This window comes from Marinococcus halotolerans DSM 16375, from assembly GCF_000420725.1.
In the GTDB taxonomy this organism is placed as follows: Bacteria; Bacillota; Bacilli; order Bacillales; family Marinococcaceae; genus Marinococcus; species Marinococcus halotolerans.
Window position 1 is genome coordinate 192024 of record NZ_ATVM01000004.1, and the last position, 21466, is coordinate 213489.

General features: G+C 48.6%; 19 protein-coding genes. 11 read left to right on the forward strand and 8 right to left on the reverse strand.

Annotation, left to right across the window (positions count from 1 at the left end; translation table 11 throughout):
- Positions 1 to 3: 3 nt before the first annotated feature.
- Positions 4 to 1683: a GAF domain-containing sensor histidine kinase gene (locus G548_RS17380; RefSeq protein WP_022793036.1), complete on the forward strand. Its 1680-nt coding sequence runs from the start codon at positions 4 to 6 to the stop codon at positions 1681 to 1683.
- Positions 1664 to 3043, forward strand: coding sequence for a sigma-54-dependent transcriptional regulator (locus G548_RS0104930; protein WP_022793037.1), 1380 nt, complete (start codon positions 1664 to 1666; stop codon positions 3041 to 3043). The genes G548_RS17380 and G548_RS0104930 overlap by 20 nt, the downstream gene beginning before the upstream one ends.
- Positions 3044 to 3132: 89 nt before the next feature.
- Here the strand turns inward: G548_RS0104930 and adhP are convergent, their stop codons facing one another.
- The 3 genes from adhP to G548_RS0104945 form a co-directional block, all read right to left on the reverse strand.
- Positions 3133 to 4149 (reverse strand): alcohol dehydrogenase AdhP, encoded by a 1017-nt coding sequence (adhP, locus tag G548_RS0104935; protein ID WP_022793038.1) that lies wholly within the window; start codon positions 4147 to 4149, stop codon positions 3133 to 3135.
- 210 nt (positions 4150 to 4359) lie between these two features.
- Positions 4360 to 4641 carry an iron-sulfur cluster assembly accessory protein gene (locus tag G548_RS0104940; protein WP_022793039.1) on the reverse strand — a complete coding sequence of 94 codons (282 nt, stop codon included), beginning with the start codon at positions 4639 to 4641 and terminating at the stop codon, positions 4360 to 4362.
- A gap of 263 nt (positions 4642 to 4904) precedes the next feature.
- Positions 4905 to 6203 carry an arsenic transporter gene (locus G548_RS0104945; RefSeq protein ID WP_022793040.1) on the reverse strand — a complete coding sequence of 433 codons (1299 nt, stop codon included), beginning with the start codon at positions 6201 to 6203 and terminating at the stop codon, positions 4905 to 4907.
- Between the two features lie 193 nt (positions 6204 to 6396).
- On the opposite strand from G548_RS0104945, the gene G548_RS0104950 reads away from it, so the two are divergent.
- The 4 genes from G548_RS0104950 (at position 6397) to G548_RS0104965 (ending at position 9120) form a co-directional block, all read left to right on the forward strand.
- Positions 6397 to 6987, forward strand: coding sequence for an NADPH-dependent FMN reductase (locus G548_RS0104950; protein WP_022793041.1), 591 nt, complete (start codon positions 6397 to 6399; stop codon positions 6985 to 6987).
- 27 nt (positions 6988 to 7014) lie between these two features.
- On the forward strand, positions 7015 to 7512 hold the full coding sequence (locus G548_RS0104955; protein WP_022793042.1) for a cation:proton antiporter regulatory subunit: 498 nt from the start codon (positions 7015 to 7017) through the stop codon (positions 7510 to 7512).
- Between the two features lie 5 nt (positions 7513 to 7517).
- Complete coding sequence (locus G548_RS0104960) at positions 7518 to 8675, forward strand: cation:proton antiporter (RefSeq protein ID WP_022793043.1); 1158 nt, start codon at positions 7518 to 7520, stop codon at positions 8673 to 8675.
- Positions 8676 to 8790: 115 nt separating this feature from the next.
- Positions 8791 to 9120: a YnfA family protein gene (locus tag G548_RS0104965; protein ID WP_022793044.1), complete on the forward strand. Its 330-nt coding sequence runs from the start codon at positions 8791 to 8793 to the stop codon at positions 9118 to 9120.
- Between the two features lie 31 nt (positions 9121 to 9151).
- Here the strand turns inward: G548_RS0104965 and G548_RS0104970 are convergent, their stop codons facing one another.
- Positions 9152 to 9757, reverse strand: a complete 606-nt coding sequence (locus G548_RS0104970) for a trimeric intracellular cation channel family protein (RefSeq protein WP_022793045.1) — start codon at positions 9755 to 9757, stop codon at positions 9152 to 9154.
- Positions 9758 to 10012: 255 nt separating this feature from the next.
- Between G548_RS0104970 and kynU the strand changes: the two genes are divergently transcribed.
- Together kynU and G548_RS0104980 are read left to right on the forward strand one after the other, a co-directional pair.
- On the forward strand, positions 10013 to 11284 hold the full coding sequence (kynU, locus tag G548_RS0104975; RefSeq protein WP_022793046.1) for a kynureninase: 1272 nt from the start codon (positions 10013 to 10015) through the stop codon (positions 11282 to 11284).
- A 36-nt stretch (positions 11285 to 11320) separates the two neighbouring features.
- Positions 11321 to 12931 carry an FMN-binding glutamate synthase family protein gene (locus G548_RS0104980; RefSeq protein ID WP_022793047.1) on the forward strand — a complete coding sequence of 537 codons (1611 nt, stop codon included), beginning with the start codon at positions 11321 to 11323 and terminating at the stop codon, positions 12929 to 12931.
- Positions 12932 to 13034: 103 nt separating this feature from the next.
- On the opposite strand, the gene hemQ is transcribed toward G548_RS0104980, so the two are convergent.
- Positions 13035 to 13784: a hydrogen peroxide-dependent heme synthase gene (hemQ, locus tag G548_RS0104985; protein ID WP_022793048.1), complete on the reverse strand. Its 750-nt coding sequence runs from the start codon at positions 13782 to 13784 to the stop codon at positions 13035 to 13037.
- 360 nt (positions 13785 to 14144) lie between these two features.
- Here hemQ and pta point away from each other — a divergent pair, with 360 nt between their 5' ends.
- Complete coding sequence (gene pta / locus G548_RS0104995; protein ID WP_022793050.1) at positions 14145 to 15149, forward strand: phosphate acetyltransferase; 1005 nt, start codon at positions 14145 to 14147, stop codon at positions 15147 to 15149.
- Between the two features lie 46 nt (positions 15150 to 15195).
- On the opposite strand, the gene G548_RS0105000 is transcribed toward pta, so the two are convergent.
- From G548_RS0105000 to G548_RS0105010, 3 genes are all read right to left on the reverse strand, one after another.
- Positions 15196 to 16062: an MBL fold metallo-hydrolase gene (locus tag G548_RS0105000; RefSeq protein WP_022793051.1), complete on the reverse strand. Its 867-nt coding sequence runs from the start codon at positions 16060 to 16062 to the stop codon at positions 15196 to 15198.
- A 108-nt stretch (positions 16063 to 16170) separates the two neighbouring features.
- On the reverse strand, positions 16171 to 17517 hold the full coding sequence (locus G548_RS0105005) for a sugar porter family MFS transporter (protein WP_022793052.1): 1347 nt from the start codon (positions 17515 to 17517) through the stop codon (positions 16171 to 16173).
- A 132-nt stretch (positions 17518 to 17649) separates the two neighbouring features.
- A complete protein-coding gene (locus G548_RS0105010) occupies positions 17650 to 18492 on the reverse strand; it encodes a lipoate--protein ligase family protein (RefSeq protein WP_022793053.1) in 843 nt (280 codons plus the stop codon).
- A gap of 238 nt (positions 18493 to 18730) precedes the next feature.
- Between G548_RS0105010 and G548_RS0105015 the strand changes: the two genes are divergently transcribed.
- Both G548_RS0105015 and G548_RS0105020 read left to right on the forward strand, forming a co-directional pair.
- On the forward strand, positions 18731 to 19972 hold the full coding sequence (locus tag G548_RS0105015) for a dicarboxylate/amino acid:cation symporter (protein ID WP_022793054.1): 1242 nt from the start codon (positions 18731 to 18733) through the stop codon (positions 19970 to 19972).
- A 151-nt stretch (positions 19973 to 20123) separates the two neighbouring features.
- Entirely contained in the window at positions 20124 to 21437 is a 1314-nt protein-coding gene (locus G548_RS0105020) for an HD domain-containing protein (RefSeq protein WP_084687283.1), read from the forward strand.
- Positions 21438 to 21466 lie beyond the last annotated feature (29 nt).

Sequence of the window (21466 nt, forward strand, 5' to 3'; positions counted from 1 at the left end):
TTTATGTTTACAGAAAAGGAAATGGTGATTGAAAAATTAACCGGGGTCCGTGCCTCGAAAAAAAGCTATTATACAGACCTGAAAGCAACGATTGCGGAGCTTGAAAAAAAGAACCGTAAGCTTGAAATTTTAAGTGAAGTTGCAAAGGGTTTTCAGGTTACGGGAACGATGGAAACGTCACTGCAGCATATTCTTGAAACCATTTATGAACTGTATCCGATCGACCGGGTAAGCTTATCGTTAATTGAGCAGGGAGCCATGTCGTTAAAAAGTGTCTATCCTCTTTACGCAGAGGATTCCGCAGTAGGTATGCATCTTCCGAGAAAAGAATCACTGTACTGGAAAGCAATCGAACAAAATATGATTGTGCTTCACGAATGGGATCCTGCTGATACGTATACGTTTGTGGAAGAGCGGACGCTTTCGGCTTTGAACCTTCACTATGTATGTGTGATACCGCTTCGGATCAAAGCGTCAACCATCGGTGTTCTCACCTTTGCCGCGGCTGAGAGGATCGAGTGTGACCAGTCGGATATCAGCTTCTTCCGGCAGCTTTCAGATCATATTGCTGTCATGATGGAAAACGCAAGGCTGTACCAGGAGGTGTATCAGGGCAGGAAGGAATGGGAGGAAACCTTTCAGGCTGTAGCGGACCTCCTGATATTAACCGATAATGATCACCGGATCGTTCGCTGCAACCAGGCCTCCTACAGCTTCTTTGATGTATCTCCGGAGGCGGTGGCCGGGCAGCGCTGTCATGACTTGTTGTTTCACGATACGGAGGAGTTCTGTCCCATTGAAGAAAGCTATAACGGCGAATCGATGAAAAACTACCAGATGACGTTAAAAAACGGGCGCGTGTGCGATATTCAGACGTATCCCGTCCGGGACGGCGACGGAGTAATGAAAGGACTGCTTATTTATATTAAAGATGTAACGGCGCGGATCAAAACTGAAGCTCAGCTCCAGCATTCCGGGAAGCTTGCGGCGATAGGGGAAATGGCGGCGGGGGTGGCGCATGAGTTAAACAGTCCACTGACCGCGGTGATTGGCAATACCCAGATACTGCAGCGGAGTCTGAAAGAGGAAGGACCACCGAGGGAATTGGCGGTGGCGATTGAAAGAGGGGGCCGCCGCTGCCAGACGATCGTACAAAACCTGCTTTCCTTCTCCCGGCCGGAAAAAGAAGAGAGCATAGAATGCGATATGAATGTTGCAGTTGAAGATGTGCTGAGCCTGATCGGCTTTCAAATCGAAAAAGAAAATATTGTGATTGAAAAGCACTACTCGTCCAGTCTTCCGCTTGTCAAAGCTAGTTCGCATCAGGTCGGCCAGGTGATTATTAATCTGCTCCTAAATGCAAAAGACGCGTTGAAAAACAGCGAAAAGAAAGATAAAAAAATTAAAATTAAAACCAGGGTTGTTTATTCAAACGTCGTGCTTGAGGTCAAAGACAATGGGTGCGGCATCGGCCAGCGTCAGAAAGCGTCGGTGTTTGAACCTTTTTTTACCACAAAAAGAAAGCAGAATGGAACCGGGCTGGGCCTGTCGGTAAGTAAAGACATTGCAGAGAAAAATGCTGGCCGGCTGACGTTTACAAGCGAAGAGGAAAGGGGAAGCACCTTTCAACTGAAGCTCCCGGTTTATGGAGGAGAGGAGAAATATGAAGATATTAGTCGTTGACGATGACTATGATATTGGCACGTTTTTTCGCTATCTGCTTGTAGAACAGGGCCATCATATTGATCTTGCCCACGATGGAAAAGAATATGAGCGTCTTTGCAGCCAAAATCATTTATACGAGCTCGCATTTATCGATTTAAAACTGCCTGACACAAATGGTTTGAAGCTGCTCGCAGACCTTAAGCAGGCGCAGCCCTCCTGCCGCTGTATTGTTATGACAGGATACAGCACGATCGATACAGCTGTGGAAGCAGTTAAGCTTGGAGCGGAGGACTATATTGAAAAACCGTTTGAAGATATCAGCATTATTGAAGAGAAAATACAGCAGCCGAAGGTGAACCGGGAGGCTTTAGACAACATTGAACAGGCAGCTGCAAGAAGCGGCTTGATAACCGGAGAAAGCGAAGCGATGAAGGAAGTCGTCCGGCTGGCTGCGCGGTTTGCGCCTAAGCCATTAACGATCTTAATCGACGGGGAGACTGGCACCGGAAAAGAGGTAGCTGCCCGCTTCATTCACGAACTTGCCGGACCGGGAGAGCGCTCATTTCTTGGAGTGAACTGCGGAGCCCTGCCGGAGCAGATGCTTGAAAGTGAGTTGTTCGGCCACGAAGCAGGAGCGTTCACCGGAGCGAGTAAAACACGGAAGGGGTATTTTGAACTGGCCTCGGAAGGGACGCTCTTACTCGATGAAATTGGAGAAGCATCACTTTCGACGCAGGTGAAGCTGCTGCGGGTACTCGAAACGAGAGAGTTTTACCGGGTGGGAGGTGAACGCCCGATTAAAACAAAAGCCCGCATCATCGCTGCCACTAACCAGGATCTGCACCTTGCTGCAGAGGCTGGAGAATTTCGTGAAGACCTGCTGTACCGGCTCGAGGTCGTCCGGCTGACTATTCCCCCTTTGCGGGAGCGTAAGGAAGATATCCCAGCGGTGGCCCAGGCGATTCTTCGCAAAGAAATGCCGGAAAGCACAGCGCTCAGTCCGGAAGCTTTGGATGCGCTGCAGGCTCACCACTGGCCGGGCAATATCCGGGAGCTGACAAACATACTGGTCCGGGCAGCCGCAGAATCAGACGGAAGGATTGAACGCCGTCATTTAAACATGAGGCCCCCGGGCCGGAAGACGACTGCCCGGGAGCGGATTGTTTCCGGGGACTGGCTCCGGGAGAAAAAGCAGGAGCTCGAAGAAACAAAATATTTATCGCTTGAAAGTACTGTCGAGGATATAAGGAGTGAGGAAAAGCAAAGCATTCAGGATATTATTGACCATGCTTTAATGCTGACACGTGGAAATCGCCGGGAGGCAGCAGAAATGCTCGGGGTTAATACGAGAAAGCTGCGCTACTGGCTGAATGAATAAATTCCGGCAGAACAACAAACAAAACCCGGCGGGAAGAGGAGCCCGTCCGGGTAATGCTTTGTGTAAGCGTTTCGGAAACTGCCGGAAATCTAGTCCTGAATTTTGAGTACAATCCTGCCGTTGATATCGCCTTTTTCCATTGATTCAAATACGTCGTTAATATCATCCAATTCCTTCGTTTCAATAATCGGGCGAATCTTTCCATTGGCTGCGAGCTCGAGACACTCCTGCAGGTCTTTGCGTGTACCGACAATAGAGCCTTTTACGTTTACTGCGTTTAACACCGTATCGAAGATTGGAATCGGAAGCTCGCCGACAGGAAGTCCCACAATAACTAAATTTCCGCCCCGTTTAACAGTGGAGTAGGCCTGTTCAAACGCTTTCGGGCTGACAGCTACGCTGATGGCTGCCTCTACGCCGTTTAATTTCTCCATCAGAACCTTGCCGGGATCCTCGTTCATGCTGTTGATCGTCATGTCTGCTCCCATGTCCTTCGCAAGTTCCAGCTTGTCGTCCCGTATGTCGACAGCTACAACGTTTAAGGCCATGGCTTTTGCATACTGGACGGCAACGTGCCCGAGTCCGCCGATGCCAAAAATCGCGACCCAGTCACCTGGTTTGGCTTCGGATACTTTAAGTGCCTTGTACGTTGTCACGCCTGCGCAGAAAAGTGGAGCTACTGTGTCAAAGTCCAGACTGTCCGGAATTTTTGTCACATAGTGGGCGGGAGCTTTGCAGTATTCCGCATAGGCGCCGTCCACGGAATAGCCGGCGTTCAACTGCTGCTGGCAGAGCGTTTCTCTTCCAGAGAGACAGAATTCGCATTCGCCGCAGGCAGAGTAGAGCCAAGGAATGCCGACGCGGTCTCCGGTTTTGATGGATTTGACGCCGTCCGCCACCTTTTCTACTGTACCCACGCCCTCGTGTCCTGGAACGAGCGGAAGCTTTGGTTTAACCGGCCAGTCGCCGTGGGCCGCGTGCAAATCGGTATGGCAGACTCCGCATGAATGAATTTTGACAAGCACTTCTCCGTAATCAAGCTCGGGCACCGGAATATCTTTAATCTCCAGTTTTTGATGAAATTCATTAACCACTGCTGCTTTCATAAGTGAACCCTCCTTGTAATTTTGCAGGATGCACTCTATGTATATGCAAGGAGCGTGCCAGGATTGTAAACGCAGCTAAAGGCTGATACAGGGGGACAGGTTATAAATAATTAATGAAGTAAGCCGAAATTTCGGCCCGATACGACAAAAAACGGCTCCGAAAACAAAAAACAACCCTGCTGTTTAAGCAGAGCTGTTTGGGAGTGCTTGTTATTCAGCTTCAGGAAGGCCGGCCATGACGAGCTGTGTTTCGCCGTCTTCGTTTTCCTGCGTGTCGAGCGTAACGTCCTGCATTAAGTCTGTAACGCGGTTGTCCACTGCTACTTTAATGCCGTTTGCTTCTACCACCTGGTCGTCCTCCTGTGGCTCCTGAAGAACAAGACCGATTTGAGAGGATTCTTCCATTTCTTCAACTGCCACGCGAAGGTGGTCCATGTTGTTTTCTTCCATCAGCGGTTCTAGTACTGCTTTAGCACCGTTTGTAATTTCCAAGGGTGAGCCTCCTTAATTTTTAAACCTGTATAGAATATATCTATACCTCTTTTTCTATTTCTGCAAACTGCTGAATACATTCCCTGCTCTCCGGAAGTGTAAACTGCCGGAGCCGGGCGCTGGATAATTATCATTTGCAACTCTGCCAAGGGTAACAACAATATAACTGTTATTCAACTAATTCGTACAGGAAACCTGGCGGGTGCTGATATCCTGCACGCAGAAGGCATCATATTTCCCGGGAAATGGCTGCTCCTTTCCGGTTAGCCGCCAATGATTAACAGCCATACATACAGACCGGTAAGAGTAATAAACAGCGTTGGGATAGTCAGAATGATACCGACCTTAAAGTAATACGCCCAGGAAATACGAAAGCCGAACTGCCGCAGCACATGAAGCCACAGCAGGGTAGCCAGTGAACCGATCGGAGTGATTTTCGGCCCCAGGTCGCTGCCGATCACATTGGCGTAAATAAGGCCTTCGCGCAGGGTGCCGGACACAGTTGTTTCTGAAATAGCCAGAGCATCAATCATCACCGTTGGCATATTATTCATGACAGAAGATAAAAGAGCAGCGATAAAGCCCATCGAAAGGGTACCGACAAACAGTCCCTCATCAGCAGCAGCCTGTATTACAATGGCCAGCTGCTCGGTAAGCCCGGCGTTCTGAAGACCGTAAACTACAACATACATTCCTACTGAAAAGAAAACGATGTCCCACGGAGCTCCTTTTAATACTTTGCCTGTTTCCACAGCCGGGCTGCGGTGGGCCATCAATAGGAAGAACAGGGCCACAATTCCGGCAATAACTGAGACGGGCACTGCTGCGAATTCGCTGACAAAATAACCGGTGAGCAGAACCGTGAGCACTACCCAGGAAAGCCGGAACATTTTTATGTCCCGGATCGCGTCCTTCGGAGTTTTTACTTTCGTGACGTCATACCGCCCGGGTAGATCCTTGCGGAAAAAAAGATAAAGAACAAGAAGACTCGCCCCGATGGAGAAAAAGTTCGGAACAATCATCCGGGTGGCGTATTCAACAAAGCCGATGCCGAAAAAGTCGGCAGACACGATGTTTACGAGATTACTGATAATTAAGGGCAGGGAGGCTGTGTCAGCGATAAAGCCACTGGCCATAATGAATGGGAGGATCATACGTTCCTTAAATTCGAGTGCTCTCACCATCGCAAGAACGATAGGCGTCAGTATAAGGGCAGCGCCGTCATTGGCAAAAAGTGCAGCAACAACGGCACCGAGCAGAATTATGTAAATAAACATCCGAAGGCCGCTGCCTCCGGCAATTTTTGCCATGTGCAGTGCAGCCCATTCGAAAAACCCTATTTTATCGAGAATCAGGCTGATAATAATTATAGCAACAAAGGCAAGCGTAGCATTCCACACGATTCCAATAACGGTTTCGACGTCCCCGAAGCTGACAACGCCTGCGATAAGAGCGATAATAGCGCCTCCGCAGGCAGACCAGCCAATATTTAAATTTTTCGGCTGCCAAATAACCAATACGAGCGTGATAAGAAAAATAATAACTGCGAGCAGAGTGTTCATATATACCTCCAGGCCGGGCCGAAAACGATGCGGCATCCGTTCTTTCTAATTTAATAATATAATTGCTGATTTTATTATATAAGCATATGCTAATATAAATGCATATAGAAGTCAAAATACGATTCAATACTTTTAGAAAAAAGTGTGATTGCTAGGGTAAAAGAGCAGAAAAAATGTATAATGAGGCTAGAAGATGAACGCAAAGGCGGTGAAGCTTGTGACAGGGGAACAGATGAATGTAACGGTAATATGCGGGAGCCTGCGGAAGGAATCCTATAACCGGAAACTGTTGGATTTAATGAAAGCAGAGTTTCCGGAGCATTGGGAGGTTGAAGAAGCATTTTTGCATCAAATTCCACTTTATCATGCCGATGTAGAAGAAGCAGGGGCCCCGGAAGCCGTGGTAGAATTGAAACGCGCCATGATGCGTGCGGACGGGGTCATTATCGTGACTCCCGAATATAATAATGGCATGCCGGGTGTGGTAAAGAATGCTCTGGACTGGGCCTCCAGCCCGCCCGCCCACTCCGCTCTGACCCATCGCGCTTTCGCGCTTGCCGGAGCGACTCCCGGGGGCGGAGGCACGGCTTTATCCCAGTACCAGGTCCGGCAGACACTGACAGCTGCTGAAGCCTATGTAATGCCCGGGCCGAAAATGCTGGTGGCGGGCGTGGCAGGAAAAATGAACAAAGAGCTGGATACGCTGGAGGATGAAAAAACTACGCAGCACGTAAAAAAGTTCGTGCAGGCGTTTAATAGCTGGATGCACCGTTTTGACGAATAAAGAAAAGGCACACAGGAGGAATGACAAATGAGAATCAGAGAACATGACCTGCCGGGGGTAGGAAAACGAGTGTCGTTTGAAAACCGGGACGGTATTACCACGGTCATGATCGTACACCATAGCGGTAAAAGAGAAATTTATTTTGTCGAAGATGAAGATGACGACGAGGCTCTTTTTTCAACTATATTCACATCCGATGAAGCAAAGGAGCTGGGTGCCCGTCTGCTTGGCATCCACGATGAACCGGTGGATGAAGAAAGCTTTGAGCGCTTTCGCCTGTTAAGAAAGAAAATGCTTGTCGACTGGATCAAAGTAAAAAAAGGCTCGCCGATGGATACGCGCTCAGTGGAAGAAGCCCAGACGTCAATCCCGGAAGGAGTTTCTATTGTCGGCATCATGAGAGATAAAGATATTCTTCCGAAGCCGGAGGATGATTTTATCATTCAGGCCGGGGACACCCTGCTTGTGGTTGGAAAGAAAGATATTATTGGGCGCTTTGAAGAAGTTTGTAAGGCGAAAGGATAATTCTTATGCCGGAAATGCCTGATCTGCTTGCTGCGGGATTGATGCTGCTCGTACTTTTTATCGGGGGATGGATGTCTTTTAAGATGCGGTTCCCCGAGGTCATCATCTATCTATTAATTGGAATTGTCGTCAGCAGCTGGCTGGCAGATTCTCACCTGCTGTATTTTGCCGGTGAAATTGGTATTGTCCTGCTGTTTTTTATGCTGGGGATGGAGTTTCCGGTCCGGCAGCTCATCCATGTCGCAACAAAGGTTTTTCGGGCCGGGCTTCTAGATATTGTACTCAGCTTCGGGGTCACCGTAGGTATTACGCTGGCATTTGGTCTTGGATGGCTCGAGGCCTTAATCATAGGCGGCGTCGCCTACGCCACAAGCTCTTCGATCACAGCCAAAATGCTTGAAAGCTCCAAACGTATGGCAAACCCCGAGTCTGAATTTATACTTGGCCTTCTCATTTTTGAGGATTTATTCGCTCCAGTGCTGGTGGCGGTGCTCGTAAGTATGACTGTAGGCAGCGGAGTTACAATTGGTACGCTTGGATGGACCTTCGTTCAAATTATTATACTGGTCGCAGGAGCGGTCCTGCTCGGGATATTTGTTTTCCGAAAATTGCGTTCATTTGTGGACCGCTATATGGACGAAGATTTTTTTCTGCTTTTTGTTTTTGGCATTGCGCTTACGTACGGCGGTATTGCTTTGTATTTGAATTTATCCGAGGTGCTGGGCGCTTTTCTGGCTGGAATTATCCTTGCGGAAGTGAAACGCAGCGACGTGCTCGAAGGCCTGGTCGTGCGCTTTCGGGATTTGCTGCTCCCAATGTTTTTTGTTTATTTCGGCACTACCATTGAGGTCGGGGAAGGAGTGCCGATGATACCGATGCTTCTCGTACTGCTTTTCTGGTCAGTGGCTGCGAAAATAATCGTCGGGTTTGCAGGCGGAAAACTGTACGGCCTGTCATCCAAAGTAGCTCTGCGCGCAGGCTTATCTTTAACCCAGCGCGGGGAATTCTCAATTATAATCGCGGCACTTGCTACGGGAACCCTGCGAACCTTCAGCAGTATTTTTATTCTTCTTTCGGCTCTCGCCGGAGTATATTTGTTCCAGAAAGCACCTGAGCTTGCCACAAGTATTTACGGAAAGAAAAGAAACAAAAAAACAGCATAAAATAAAGCTTTGAGGGCTGCCTCATAGATGAGCAGTCTTTTTTATATAATTTTACGAAGGCTTTATTTTTAATCATCTCTACGGTATGTTGAAGCAAGAGAAGGAGGAGTGTTATATGCTGACTGGTATTTTTTTATTTATTCTGGCAGGAGTTATGGAAATCGGCGGCGGCTATTTGGTCTGGCAGTGGATAAGAGAGTCGCGTCCGGTGTATTACGGCCTTTTCGGAGCAGCAGGGCTTGTAATGTACGGGGTAATTGCGGCTTTTCAGGTGTTTCCGGCATTTGGAAGAGTTTACGCAGCATATGGCGGTATATTTATAATTATGTCCCTGCTCTGGGGCTGGTGGATCGACGGCTGGCGTCCGGACACATACGATTGGGTGGGGGCTGCCTTTTGCATTATCGGTGTAAGTATCATGCTGTGGGCGCCCCGCGGGGCATAAAAAAAGCCCGCCGGAGAGCGGCGGGAGGAATTTACATGGACGGAATCGTCCGGTGGGGAAGCTTCCATTGAAAGCGGTAGGAGCATACACGGCCGGAAACGAGTAAAACAAATAGCAAGAACAGGCCCAAGCCGCCGGTAACCCAGCCCATACCGATAAATAAGCCGCCGACCAGCGCCCACAGGGCGTAGACCTCTGAGTGAAGCACCATCGGTTTTCGGTTGGCCAGCACGTCACGGATCAGTCCACCGCCGCTTCCCGTTAGTACCGCAGCCACGATGACGGCGCTGAGCGGGTGCCCCATTTCTACCGCAAAGAGGGCCCCCTGCATCGCAAAAGAAGCAAGGCCGATGGCATCAAAAAATGACCCCCAGCTGTGCCAGTGCTTCATTAAAATGTTTGGAAAAAGTACAAACAGCAGAATAGAAAAAAAGGAAACCTGGAAAAACAGTCCCTGGCTCCACAGCTCTGACACGGGGACCCCGATCAGAATATTTCGAATCGCTCCTCCCCCGAACGCTGTGATAAATCCTAAAAACAACACCCCAAAGATATCAAGGTCTTCTTCCATAGCGACAATCGCCCCGCTGATGGAAAACGCAATGGTGCCTACCACTGTCAGCATATCCCAGGTCATACAGATCCCCCTTTCCCGGTTGATACGTCTTCATATAAAAATCGCTGCCGGAAAGGCAGCGACGGTGTATACACTTTTAGTCCGAGAACGATTATAAGCTGTAACTGGAAAAATAGCAACCCAGTGCCGGTGTAAAGAGACAGGAAGAATATTTCTGTTGCGATGGTGCAAAGAGCAGTTAATGTTTCAGCTGCCGGGGGAATCATATATAAAATAGAGACGAAAAATAATATTTATACAAAAAGAAGGGGCCCTATGAATATAGAAAACATACATACAAAAGCTTACGCGAAAAAACTGGATGAAGGTGATGAACTCCGGAAGTACCGCCGAGAATTCTACATGGGAGAGACGATTTATTTGGATGGAAATTCGCTCGGCCTGCTGTCGGAGCGGGCGGAAAAAAGCGTCCAGGAAATTATGGATATGTGGAAGCAGCTTGGCATTGAGGGATGGACAAATGGAAGCCATCCCTGGTATTACCTGTCGGAAAAGCTGGCCCAGGCCTCGGCTCCGCTGCTTGGGGCAAAAGAGACAGAAGTGATTGTTACCGGTTCAACGACCGTAAATATTCACCAGATGCTTGCTACCTTTTATCAGCCTGCCGCCAAACGGTACAAAATACTTACAGATGATACGGCTTTTCCCACCGATATTTACGCATTAAAAAGCCAGCTTCATCTGCGCGGCCTGGGAGAAGAGGCACTGGTTCAGGCCCCGAGCCGGGAAGGGATGCTTGATGAGGATGAGATTATCGACAGGATGAATGAAGGTACTGCTCTATTGTTTCTTCCGGGCGTATTGTACCGGAGCGGCCAGGTGCTCGATATGGAGCGGTTAACGAAGGAAGCACAAGCCCGAGGCATTATGGTCGGTCTCGATCTTTGTCACTCGGTCGGCTCTGTACCGCATGAGCTTCATGCGTGGGGCGTCGATTTTGCTGTCTGGTGCAATTATAAGCATTTGAATGGAGGGCCCGGAGCTGTTGCAGGGCTGTACGTTCATGAAAAGCACTTTGGGCAATCACCGGGACTTGCGGGCTGGTTCAGTTCAAAAAAATCCGTGCAGTTTGATATGAAGCATACCCTCGAGCCGGAAGAATCAGCCGGAGCTTATGAAATCGGGACCCCGCATGTGCTGAGTATGGCTCCTTTGATCGGGTCTCTGGAAATGTTCGGGGAAGCAGGGATAAAACGAGTACGGGAAAAATCTCTGCGGCTAACCGGCTATATGATCGATCTGATTGACTCTGGTGTTGGCAGCGGCCTGAAGGTGGTAAGCCCGCGAAAGCCAGCTTTGAGAGGCGGGCATGTGCTTCTTAAGCATGAATACGCCGCCGGCATCTGCAACGCATTGAAAGCAGAAGGCATCGTGCCTGATTTCCGGTCGCCGTCATATATCCGGATGGCGCCGGTGGCGTTGTACAATACGTATGAAGAAGTACGGCTGGCGGTAGAAACGCTGAAAAGAATTATAGATAATGAAGAATACCTGCAGTTTTCAAATGAACGCGGAACGATTGCCTGAGAAAGGTGAGACAAAGTGAAAGGAGGAAGTCCGGAGATGCAAACAGCTATTATTGTTCTGCTGGGTCTGTTAATTGCTTTTATCGTTTTGGTGCCTGCAGGGCTGGTGCTTTGGATGTACGTTAAGGACCGACGGCAGAGGCAGCACGCTATTTTAAAAAATTTCCCGGTTCTCGGGAGGATGCGTTATTTAATTGAAAAAACGGGACCGGAGTTTCGGCAGTATTTATTTAACAACGATCTTGAGGGAAAACCCTTTTCAAGAGAGCAGTTCATTTCTACGGTCAAAGCCGGTAAATACAAAACACGCATGCTTGGCTACGGTTCGAAGGAGGACTTTAATACGAATGGATATTATATCGTAAACGACATGTATCCGACGCTTGAAGAGGAGGTGCGCCGGGACAGGAAGGCAGAAGCCGTTCCGTCCAAGGTGTACGAAATTGACAATGACCGGTTGTTTACAAGGCAGGAGCACCGGGTGGAGGAATCGTTCGATCCGTTTCTGCTTGATGAGCAGGACATTCTTACGCTTGGAAAACATAGCGGGGTCAAGCACCCTTTCCGTGTGAAGGGGCTTATCGGCCAGTCAGGCATGAGCTACGGGTCGCTCGGAGACCGGGCGATCGAAGCATTGTCCACAGGAAACGCCCGGGCTGGCGGGTCCTGGATGAACACTGGGGAAGGGGGACTGTCGGACTACCATCTGAAGGGCGGAGCGGACATTATGTGGCAGATCGGTCCGGGACTGTTCGGGGCAAGAGACCGTGCCGGCAATTTTAACCGGCAGCTGTTTCAGGAACAGGCAGCTTACGATGAGGTAAAGGCTGTAGAGATCAAGCTGGCTCAGGGAGCTAAGCAGCGCGGCGGCCATGTCGACGGGGCTAAGGTTACCGAAAAAATTGCCGCTGTCCGGAATGTGGAGCCGTGGAAAACGATAGACAGTCCGAACCGGTTTAAAGATATTGAAACAACAGGAAAGCTGATGTCTTTTCTTGAAGAACTGCGGCAGCTGAGTGAAAAGCCGGTCGGCATCAAAATCACTCTTGGCTTAAGACAGCACGCCACCAAGCTGGCGGAGGAGCTGAAGACCTCGGAGATTCTTCCCGACTTTATCACGCTGGACGGCAGCGAGGGAGGCACCGGGGCTTCCTACAAAGAAATGGCGGACAGTGTAGCCCTCCCGCTCTTTTCAGCGCTGCCGATGCTTGAAGAAGCGCTGCTTGAAGCAGGGATTAGAGACAAAATCACCATCATTGCCTCAGGGAAGCTGCTAACGCCGAACAAGGCAGTCACAGCACTGGCCCTTGGCGCAGATTTGATCCATGTGGCGAGAGGATTCATGGTCAGCGTCGGCTGTATCATGGCGCAGGTGTGCCACACCAACGAGTGCCCGGTCGGAGTGGCCACGACCGATCCGAAGCGGCAGGAGGCTCTGGATATTGAAGAAAAATCCTACCGCGTCACCAATTTTATTATTTCTATGCGCGAAGGAATGCATAATTTAGCGGTGGCGGCCGGTCTCCATTCGCCGACGGAATTTAATCGGAATAATCTTATTTATAAAGATATGGATGGCCGTACGTATTCTGTCGAAGACATTGTAGAAAGAAAAATGGAACGTACGCAAAGCTTAAGAAAATTTTAAAAGGCCGCAGAGAGGAAAGTATTTCCCGGGAAATAAACGGCTTCTGCCGTACGCTTAAAGAAAAAACCGCCGAAGTGTATGCTCACTTTGGCGGTTCGTTTAATTATACAGAAAAATATACCTGGATTTTTTCCGGCTCGAGAATGTTTCCGACATAAAAGGCTCCAAAGTCGCCGTAGCGGGCAGAGACTTCGTCAAAACGCATTTCGTATACGAGCTTTTTAAACTGCAGGGCGTCATGAGCAAATAAAGTGACTCCCCATTCCCAGTCATCAAGACCGGTGGATCCGGTAATAATCTGTTTTACTTTTCCGGCATACTGACGGCCGGTCATGCCGTGTGCTTTCATTAGTTCGCGGCGTTTATCGATCGGAAGCGAATACCAGTTGTCTTCGCCTTCCCGTTTTTTATCCATCGGATAGAAGCAGAAATGCTCCCATTTTGGCAGGATAGGGTAAATACGTCCGCGGATCCACGGATTATCGAGAGGGTCGCTCCCGTCTTCCGGGGGCAAGTAGTTTCCAAGCTCTACGATGGAAACGTATGAGTAGGCAGGAGTCGTGTAAGCCGCGAGCCCCGATTTATCGAAAGCGAGCTCAATATCGTGAATCTCTTTCATGGTTTCACGGAGCACCATGATAACAAAATCGGCTTTTTGGCCGACAATCGTGTATAAAGCATGGCTGCCCTGTTCAGCCTCTTCCACCTGCTGAAAACCTTCAATCATACGATGAAACTCGTTAACCATCTGGTCGCGCTCTTCGCTTGGCACCTGCTTCCATGCATGCCAGTCAAAGTGGCGGAAGTCATGCAGGCAATACCAGCCGTCGAGTGTTTGAGAAGCTTCGCTCATCCTGATTCCTCCTTCATCTAAACCTTCCGTTGCCCACTATACCACAGTACAAGAGCGTCCAAAACGAATATGATTGAGCAATTTGTGACACGTGCATGATGGTCGTTGAAAAACGATCAGCCCTTCTGCATCAGGAATTAAGGGGGCAAAAGTGTGAAAATTTACAAATCATTGAATTTATTCGTCCCGGTTTATTTTTCCTGACAGAAGGAGTATGCTAATGTATGAAAACTGTGCAGGTATTTTCACAATGAATAAACGAATGCTTCTCTGCAGAAGCTTCGCTAATTATCTGAAGAACTACTACAATGGAACCAACACCATATACACTTGTTTACAATATTTTGAGGAGGAATTTTGTTGAGCGATCTTTTCGCATCCATCTATGATCAGGTGAAAAAAGAACATCCTTCCATCGTACTGCCGGAAGGAGACGATGACCGCGTCGTCCAGGCAGCCTCACGTCTCGGGGAAGAAAATGTGCTTACCCCTATTCTTATCGGAGACGAACAGGAAATAAAAGCGAGGGCACAGAATTTAGGCGTTCCTCTCGAAAACGTTACTGTCTTCAACCCGAAAACGTATGAAAAAATGGACGAGCTTGTAGCCGCTTTTGTTTCCCGTCGGAAAGGAAAAGAGACAGAGCGCACAGCAAGAGAAAAGCTGACAGACGTCAATTATTTCGGAACAATGCTTGTATATATGGATTTTGCAGACGGGCTCGTCAGCGGGGCAGCTCACTCTACCGGTGACACCGTACGTCCGGCGCTTCAAATTATTAAAACAAAACCAGGTATTCAAAAAACGTCCGGCGTATTTATTATGGTGAAAGAGGATCACAAATTCGTGTTTGCGGATTGTGCCATCAATATATCTCCAAGCGCTGAAGAATTAGCAGAAATAGCTATTTCCACCGCAGAAACGGCAAAATCATTCGATATCGATCCAAAAGTAGCGATGCTCAGCTTTTCTACAAAAGGTTCGGCCGCTTCCATGGAAACGCAGAAGGTATCCGAAGCGACAAGAACCGCTCAACAGACCCGTCCGGATCTTGTTATTGACGGGGAGTTCCAGTTTGATGCCGCGTTTGTGCCGGCGGTAGCTCAAAAGAAAGCTCCGGATTCACCGCTTCGCGGCGAAGCGAATATATTTATTTTCCCAAGCCTGGAATCCGGGAACCTTGGCTATAAGATCGCCCAGCGTCTCGGCGGCTACGATGCTATCGGACCGATTCTCCAGGGCCTGAACAAGCCGGTAAATGATCTCTCGAGAGGGTGCAGCATAGATGATGTGTATAAGCTTTCTCTTATTACGGCCAAGCAGGCTATCACTGAACGCGAAGCAGTAGCAAATAAAGAATCATAAATAAAAAAGACCTTTCGGATAAAAGCTCCGAAAGGTCTTTTTTGTGCTATTGCCGTGTGTCGTGCGTCTGTGTTTCTGGTACAGCTACGGTATCAAAGTTGTCTGCAAGCTTTTGAAGTCCATCCTGCAGCGCGCTTCCGCGAACCGGCATGCCGTGGCCGGTGATTGCAGCGGCTGGCTCGAGCTGGTTTAGTTTTTCAACAGAGCTTTTAGCGTCGACCCAGTCCATTGTTAAATATTTCGGTGGGCCGTGGATTTCGAGCTTTTGGGTCGTAACACGGGAGAGGGACTCCTGTTTTACGGTAACAAAAGCATCACCGGCGATGAGCGTCCGGTCGTTTTCACGGAAAAGGGAAATGTGTCCGGGAGTGTGTCCGGGGGTGTGCAGCCATTTCCATTCGCCGAGCTCAGGAACAGAACCGTCGGACGGAAGCGGCTGCACGAAATCCCCCAGATTGACCGGTTCGTTTGGAAACCGTGGCGACATCTTCGCAACAAGGCCGCGGTCTACAGAGCTATCTGCCTTTGGATATGCTTTCTTTCCGGTCAGGAAAGGCATTTCCTCCGGGTGCGCATAAACGGGAACATTCCATTTTTTCACGAGCTCCACCACTGTGCCTACATGGTCAAAATGACCGTGCGTGAGTATGATGGCATTTGGTTTATTGTTTGTGCCGTATAAATCCTCGACAGCCTGAATCACTTTATCCGAGGATTTAGGCATGCCGGTATCAACCAACACCCAGTTGTTATTATTATCATGCTGCTCGATAGTACAGATATTAACGATTTTATTTGTATATGCGTGTACTCCCCGGGCTACCGTATGCTCTTTGCCGCTTTTCACCGACGTCATCGGCAGATACTTGTCTGCCATTGGATTATACAGCTCTTCGTTCGTTTCTTCGCTCATTATTTTCCTCCTTTAGAAATAAGCATGTATGACACGTATTTCCGCACCCTGAATAATTAAAACCAGAAAAAAGACGGACACTGCCACGAGCGCCCGTCTAAAAAGCTTTTACGATTTGGAGGACAATCCTCCGCGAAGGTCTTTTTCGATATCTTCGAGACTGCGTCCTTTGGTTTCCGGAATAAACCGCAGGACGAATAAGAAGGCGAGAACGCCCATGAAAGCAAAGATAACGAAAACCCAATTGATGCCTATAGCGCCTAATAGAATAGGGAACGTTAAGGAAACAATTAAGTTAGCCAGAGACAGCACGAGCGTTGTAATGCCAGTAGCTGCACCGCGGGCTTTCATTGGGAAAAGCTCTGGGAGCATCACCCAGACAACCGGCCCCCAGGTAGCGGAGAAAAACATGATAAATACGCCAAGGAAAACCACAATCAGCCAGGCAACAGTAGTGGTGAGTTCAACGCTGAATAAAATAATGGCTAACGTTGCAAGACTGCTGACCATACCTACGTTTCCAGCCAAAAGCAGCTTTTTCCGTCCCAGCTTATCGATCGTTGCAATTGCCACGAGAGTCATTAACACGTTTACTGTACCGATACCAACTGTTCCAAGAATTGAAGCGGCATTACCGAGCCCTGCTTCCGTAAAAATGGTCGGCGCATAATAAATAACGGAGTTAATACCAATCAGCTGCTGAAAGGCAGCGAGCAGACAGCCGACTACCAGCATTGGCCGCAGCCATTTCGCCTTCAGTAGATCGCCGGTGCCTTCTTCAATGTTTTCAATTTCCTTCATCTGTTTCATTTCATCTTCGATTTCTGACTGGTCGCGCGTTAAGCTCATTATGTTCCGGGCTTCCTGTTCACGGTTTCTTTTGATCAGCCAACGCGGGCTTTCCGGCATAAAGATTACGCCGATCATAAGAAGAATCGCCGGCACGGCTGCGAGCCCGACCATCCAACGCCATCCTTCGATTGGAGTGAAGGCGTAGTTGACGATGTAAGCAAGTAAAATACCAAGAGTAACCATCAGCTGATTTAAAGACGAGAGAGCGCCGCGCTGACTTGTCGGAGCCATTTCCGACAGGTAAACCGGCACAAGCGCCGTTGATCCCCCGACTGCAAAGCCGAGAATAATACGACCGGTAATAAGTACAGCTGCATTTGGAGAAAATGCAAGAACCAGGGAGCCGATTAAGTAGACGAGAGCGATTACAAATACGACCCGTCTTCGGCCGAACTTATCCGATACATAGCCGCTCAAGCCGGCACCAACAATAGCCCCTGCGAGCAGTGAACTGACGACGACACCCTGCAGGAAGCTCGAAAGAGGAATGTCCTGATTAATAAAAATGAGAGCGCCGGATATTACACCGGTTTCATAACCGTACAATAAGCCGCCAAGGGCACCAAAAAAGTATATCCAGCCCTTGCTCAAGCCGTTAGACATAATATACCCACCTTTAATTTTTTGTCTTGACAGGATTCTTCCACGTTTAGGATTATCCCAAACATTTCCATGCAATAAAACCATAAGAAAACAGCCGCAAACAATACCTGTTTTAGGCTGTGTAAAGTTTTCCTATGAGCGTGGCTGGGTCGCTTTTTTGTTTCTTGCAAGCACCCTGTCGTAGAAATGCGCAAAACGGGACTGCTCATCCTCTGTAAGCTGGTCATCATACACAGCAGCACCCAGGCGCTCTGCTGTCTGCTGGATTCGCCGGTTGATATCCTGAATGGAAAAGGCGGTGCCATAAAGCTCTTCGAGCGAAGTCATCACAGAAGGAACAACAGCCGGCCAGGTGATCTTTGTATCTGCCTGATCACTAGCGGCATGCTCGTAGAATTTCCGTAAAATTTCTGCACGGGCAGCGCCGCTTTTGGTAACGGCCAAATAAATCTGCACTGCTACCCCGCCTCTGATACGGCGCTGCGAAATTCCGGCAAATTTTTTCCCGTCGATGCTTAAATCGTAGGAGCCCGGACAGTACGAGCCGACGATTTCGTAAGCATCAATTTTTCCTGGACTGTCGTCAAATACTTCCTGCATAAATGACCACATCCATTCATATCCGGCATGAATAGAAGTCCCACGTTCTTCTTTAAAAATGAGGGACAGATTATAAATTCCTTCATCAAGCACCACAGCAAGACCGCCCGAATTGCGTACAATAACTTCATATCCCTGCTCCCGGAGATATTTAAGCCCGTTGGCCGCATTCGGCAGCCGGGTGTCCTGAATACCCAGGACAACAGTGGGGGCATGGACCCAGGCACGCATAACAGAAGGGGAAGAACCCTCTCCGAGACTCACACAAAAATTATCATCAAAGGCAAAAGATTGCAATGGATCCATATTAATCCCTGTTACTGAATGATCAATCCATCGCCAATTTTTGTCGACAAAAATATCTTTCATTTCCATTTTATGTACCCCGATTCTATTCATTTTCAATTTGACCGGTCTTATTATAACACTGCTGTTTCCATGTGAGATATTGCACGCTACTAAATAGTAGAAGAAACCAGGATTTTTCCTTTCCAAACAGGATAATGAACAGTATAATTACGGTATCTGCCTGAGAGTTTTTTAGTGGAGGGGCCCGAAAAACAACATAGAGAGAATATTCATAATATTTATATTTGAAAAGGGGGACCTTAACATGAACAAGAAATTGACGATTTGGATTTTAATCGCGCTTGTGGCGGGTGTGATCGCAGGGATCATTTTAAGCTTTGGACCGGACAGCGTCTACAATCCGTTGGATACATACGTGCTATATCCTGTCGGCGAAATTTTCCTTAATTTAATTACAATGCTCGTAGTACCAATTGTGTTCGTTTCAATTACGCTCGGGGCCGCAGCTTTAAACCCGAGAGATCTCGGACGGATCGGCGGCAAGACGATTGCGTTTTACCTTGTTACGACCGCGATTGCCCTGACTATCGGCGTTATTGTTGCTTACGTGCTTCAGCCGGGAGCCGGCGGGGATTTTGATATTCAAAACGCCAGCTATGACGCAGAAGAAGCGCCTTCCATTACAGATACCCTGCTCGGAATTATTCCGGATAACCCTGTACAGGCAATGGCGGAAGCAAACATGCTCCAAATTATTGCCTTTGGTATCTTCATCGGTATTTCCCTCGCTATGCTCGGAAGTAAAGTATCGATGGTAACAAAATTCTTTGAACAGCTGAATGATATTCTCATGTTTTTGGTTACGATTGTAATGTACACAGCTCCGTTTGGCGCATTTGCGCTGATCGCTTCTGCTATTGGGGAAGCGGGGCTCGATGGCCTTCAATCCATTCTCATGTACGCTCTCGCAGTTATTCTTGCTCTCGTGCTGCAGGCAGCTATTGTGTATACTCTTGCGATCTCTTTACTCGGCAAGGGTAATCCGCTCACGTTCTTTAAAGAATTCTTCCCGGCGATGGCCGTGGCCTTTAGTTTATCGAGCTCCAGTGGGACGCTGCCGATTTCGATGAGAATGGCCCAGGAACGACTGAAGGTAAGCAAGCCGGTATCAAGCTTTGTGCAGCCGCTTGGTTCAACGATTAACATGGACGGCACAGGTATTATGCAGTCGGTGGCGGCAGTATTTATCGCGCAGGCGTACAGCATTGACCTTTCCTTTACCCAGGTAATCGTCATTATCCTGACGGCGACTCTGGCCAGTATCGGTACTGCCGGCGTGCCGGGCGTGGGACTTATCATGCTTTCGCTCGTGCTGACACAGGTGGGACTGCCAGTGGAGGGCATCGCCCTGATTATCGGTGTTGACCGTCTGCTGGATATGCTCCGGACCTCCCTGAACGTGACAGGCGACGCGGCATGCGCGTTTGTCATCGACCGTTCGGAGAAGCGGAAACGGGGAGAAGAAATAGAGCATATTGGAAAATAATAATTTCAACAAGTACCGGCGGCTTCTGCTGCCGGTATTTTTTTATGGCTGCTTTTTTTGCTAAGCCAGGAAAGAAATTGCTATAATAATAGTATTGGAATATACGATCAGCGGTTCCGCTGAAACAGAGACGGAAAGGAACGCTATGACCATGCCGGTTGGAAACAAAAAGCTTCCAGAAGAAAAAGTATTTAAGGACCCGGTCCACCGCTACATTCATATCAGTGATGAACTCATATGGGATCTGGTGGGGACAAAGGAATTTCAACGGCTGCGCCGTGTCCGCCAGCTTGGAACGACGTTTCTGACGTTTCACGGGGCGGAGCATACCCGCTTCAATCATTCCTTAGGCGTGTATGAAATCATGCGCAGGATTATTGAGGTGTTTGAAGGCCGTCCGCACTGGAATGGTGATGAAGGGCTGCTTTGCCTGAGTGCGGCGCTTCTTCATGATATCGGCCACGGGCCGTTTTCCCATTCGTTTGAAAAAGTGTTTAATACAGACCATGAAGAGTGGACGCGCCATATCATTTTAGGAGATACAGAAGTAAATACTGTTCTCCGACGGATGGGCGGGGATTTTCCCCAGCAGGTCGCAGACGTGATTGAAAAAACCCATCCGAATAAGCTGATTGTCAGCATGATCAGCAGCCAGATTGATGCGGACCGGATGGATTATCTGCAGCGGGACGCCTTCTACACCGGGGTCAGCTACGGTCATTTTGATATGGAGCGTATACTCCGGGTTATGAGGCCGACAGAAGACCAGGTGGTTATTAAGGCAACCGGCATGCATGCGGTCGAGGATTACATTATGAGCCGGTACCAGATGTACTGGCAGGTGTATTTTCATCCGGTAACAAGAAGTGCGGAAGTGATACTGACAAAAATCCTGCAGCGCGTTAAAGATCTTAAAAATGAGAGCTATCCGTTTAAATATCCCCCGGACCATTTTGAGAGCTTTTTCCGCGGGGCCATTACGCTCGAGGATTACCTGGACCTCGACGAGTCGGTCGTTATGTATTATTTTTTGATGTGGCAGAAGGAAGAAGATGCGATTCTGCAGGATTTGTGCAGGCGCTTTATGAACAGACGGCTGTTTAAATATGTGGAATTCGACCAGCACTTTATGATGAATGAATGGCTTCGTCTCCAGCAGCTGTTTGCAGAGCTTGGGATAGATCCTGCGTATTACCTTGTCGTCGATTCTTCGTCGGATCTGCCGTATGATTTTTACCGGCCTGGCGAGGAAGAAGACCGGGTGCCTATTCATCTTTTGATGCCGGACCGCCGTCTTCGTGAATTGTCGAGAGAGTCGGATGTGGTAGAAGCGATTTCGGGTAAAAAGCGGACCGATCATAAATTATATTATCCGTCAGAGATTCTCGAAGAGCCTGGGCAGGAAGACACGAAGCAGCAGATTAAGGACATACTTCATTTAAAATTAGGGAAAGTAGAACGGTGATTCCGCCGTCCTTCCGGTAAAGCCGGAAG

Coding starts and splice junctions, on each gene's coding strand:
- G548_RS0104945 (WP_022793040.1), bottom strand. CDS start 6,203: ATGAACACTCTGCTCGCAGTTATTATTTTTCTTATCACGCTCGTATTG.
- G548_RS0105015 (WP_022793054.1), top strand. CDS start 18,731: ATGAACAAGAAATTGACGATTTGGATTTTAATCGCGCTTGTGGCGGGT.
- G548_RS0105000 (WP_022793051.1), bottom strand. CDS start 16,062: ATGAGCGAAGAAACGAACGAAGAGCTGTATAATCCAATGGCAGACAAG.
- kynU (WP_022793046.1), top strand. CDS start 10,013: ATGAATATAGAAAACATACATACAAAAGCTTACGCGAAAAAACTGGAT.
- hemQ (WP_022793048.1), bottom strand. CDS start 13,784: ATGAGCGAAGCTTCTCAAACACTCGACGGCTGGTATTGCCTGCATGAC.
- G548_RS0104930 (WP_022793037.1), top strand. CDS start 1,664: ATGAAGATATTAGTCGTTGACGATGACTATGATATTGGCACGTTTTTT.
- G548_RS0104950 (WP_022793041.1), top strand. CDS start 6,397: ATGAACGCAAAGGCGGTGAAGCTTGTGACAGGGGAACAGATGAATGTA.
- G548_RS0104965 (WP_022793044.1), top strand. CDS start 8,791: ATGCTGACTGGTATTTTTTTATTTATTCTGGCAGGAGTTATGGAAATC.
- G548_RS17380 (WP_022793036.1), top strand. CDS start 4: ATGTTTACAGAAAAGGAAATGGTGATTGAAAAATTAACCGGGGTCCGT.
- G548_RS0104970 (WP_022793045.1), bottom strand. CDS start 9,757: ATGACCTGGGATATGCTGACAGTGGTAGGCACCATTGCGTTTTCCATC.
- adhP (WP_022793038.1), bottom strand. CDS start 4,149: ATGAAAGCAGCAGTGGTTAATGAATTTCATCAAAAACTGGAGATTAAA.
- G548_RS0105005 (WP_022793052.1), bottom strand. CDS start 17,517: ATGTCTAACGGCTTGAGCAAGGGCTGGATATACTTTTTTGGTGCCCTT.
- G548_RS0104955 (WP_022793042.1), top strand. CDS start 7,015: ATGAGAATCAGAGAACATGACCTGCCGGGGGTAGGAAAACGAGTGTCG.
- G548_RS0104960 (WP_022793043.1), top strand. CDS start 7,518: ATGCCGGAAATGCCTGATCTGCTTGCTGCGGGATTGATGCTGCTCGTA.
- G548_RS0105010 (WP_022793053.1), bottom strand. CDS start 18,492: ATGGAAATGAAAGATATTTTTGTCGACAAAAATTGGCGATGGATTGAT.
- G548_RS0105020 (WP_084687283.1), top strand. CDS start 20,124: ATGCCGGTTGGAAACAAAAAGCTTCCAGAAGAAAAAGTATTTAAGGAC.
- G548_RS0104980 (WP_022793047.1), top strand. CDS start 11,321: ATGCAAACAGCTATTATTGTTCTGCTGGGTCTGTTAATTGCTTTTATC.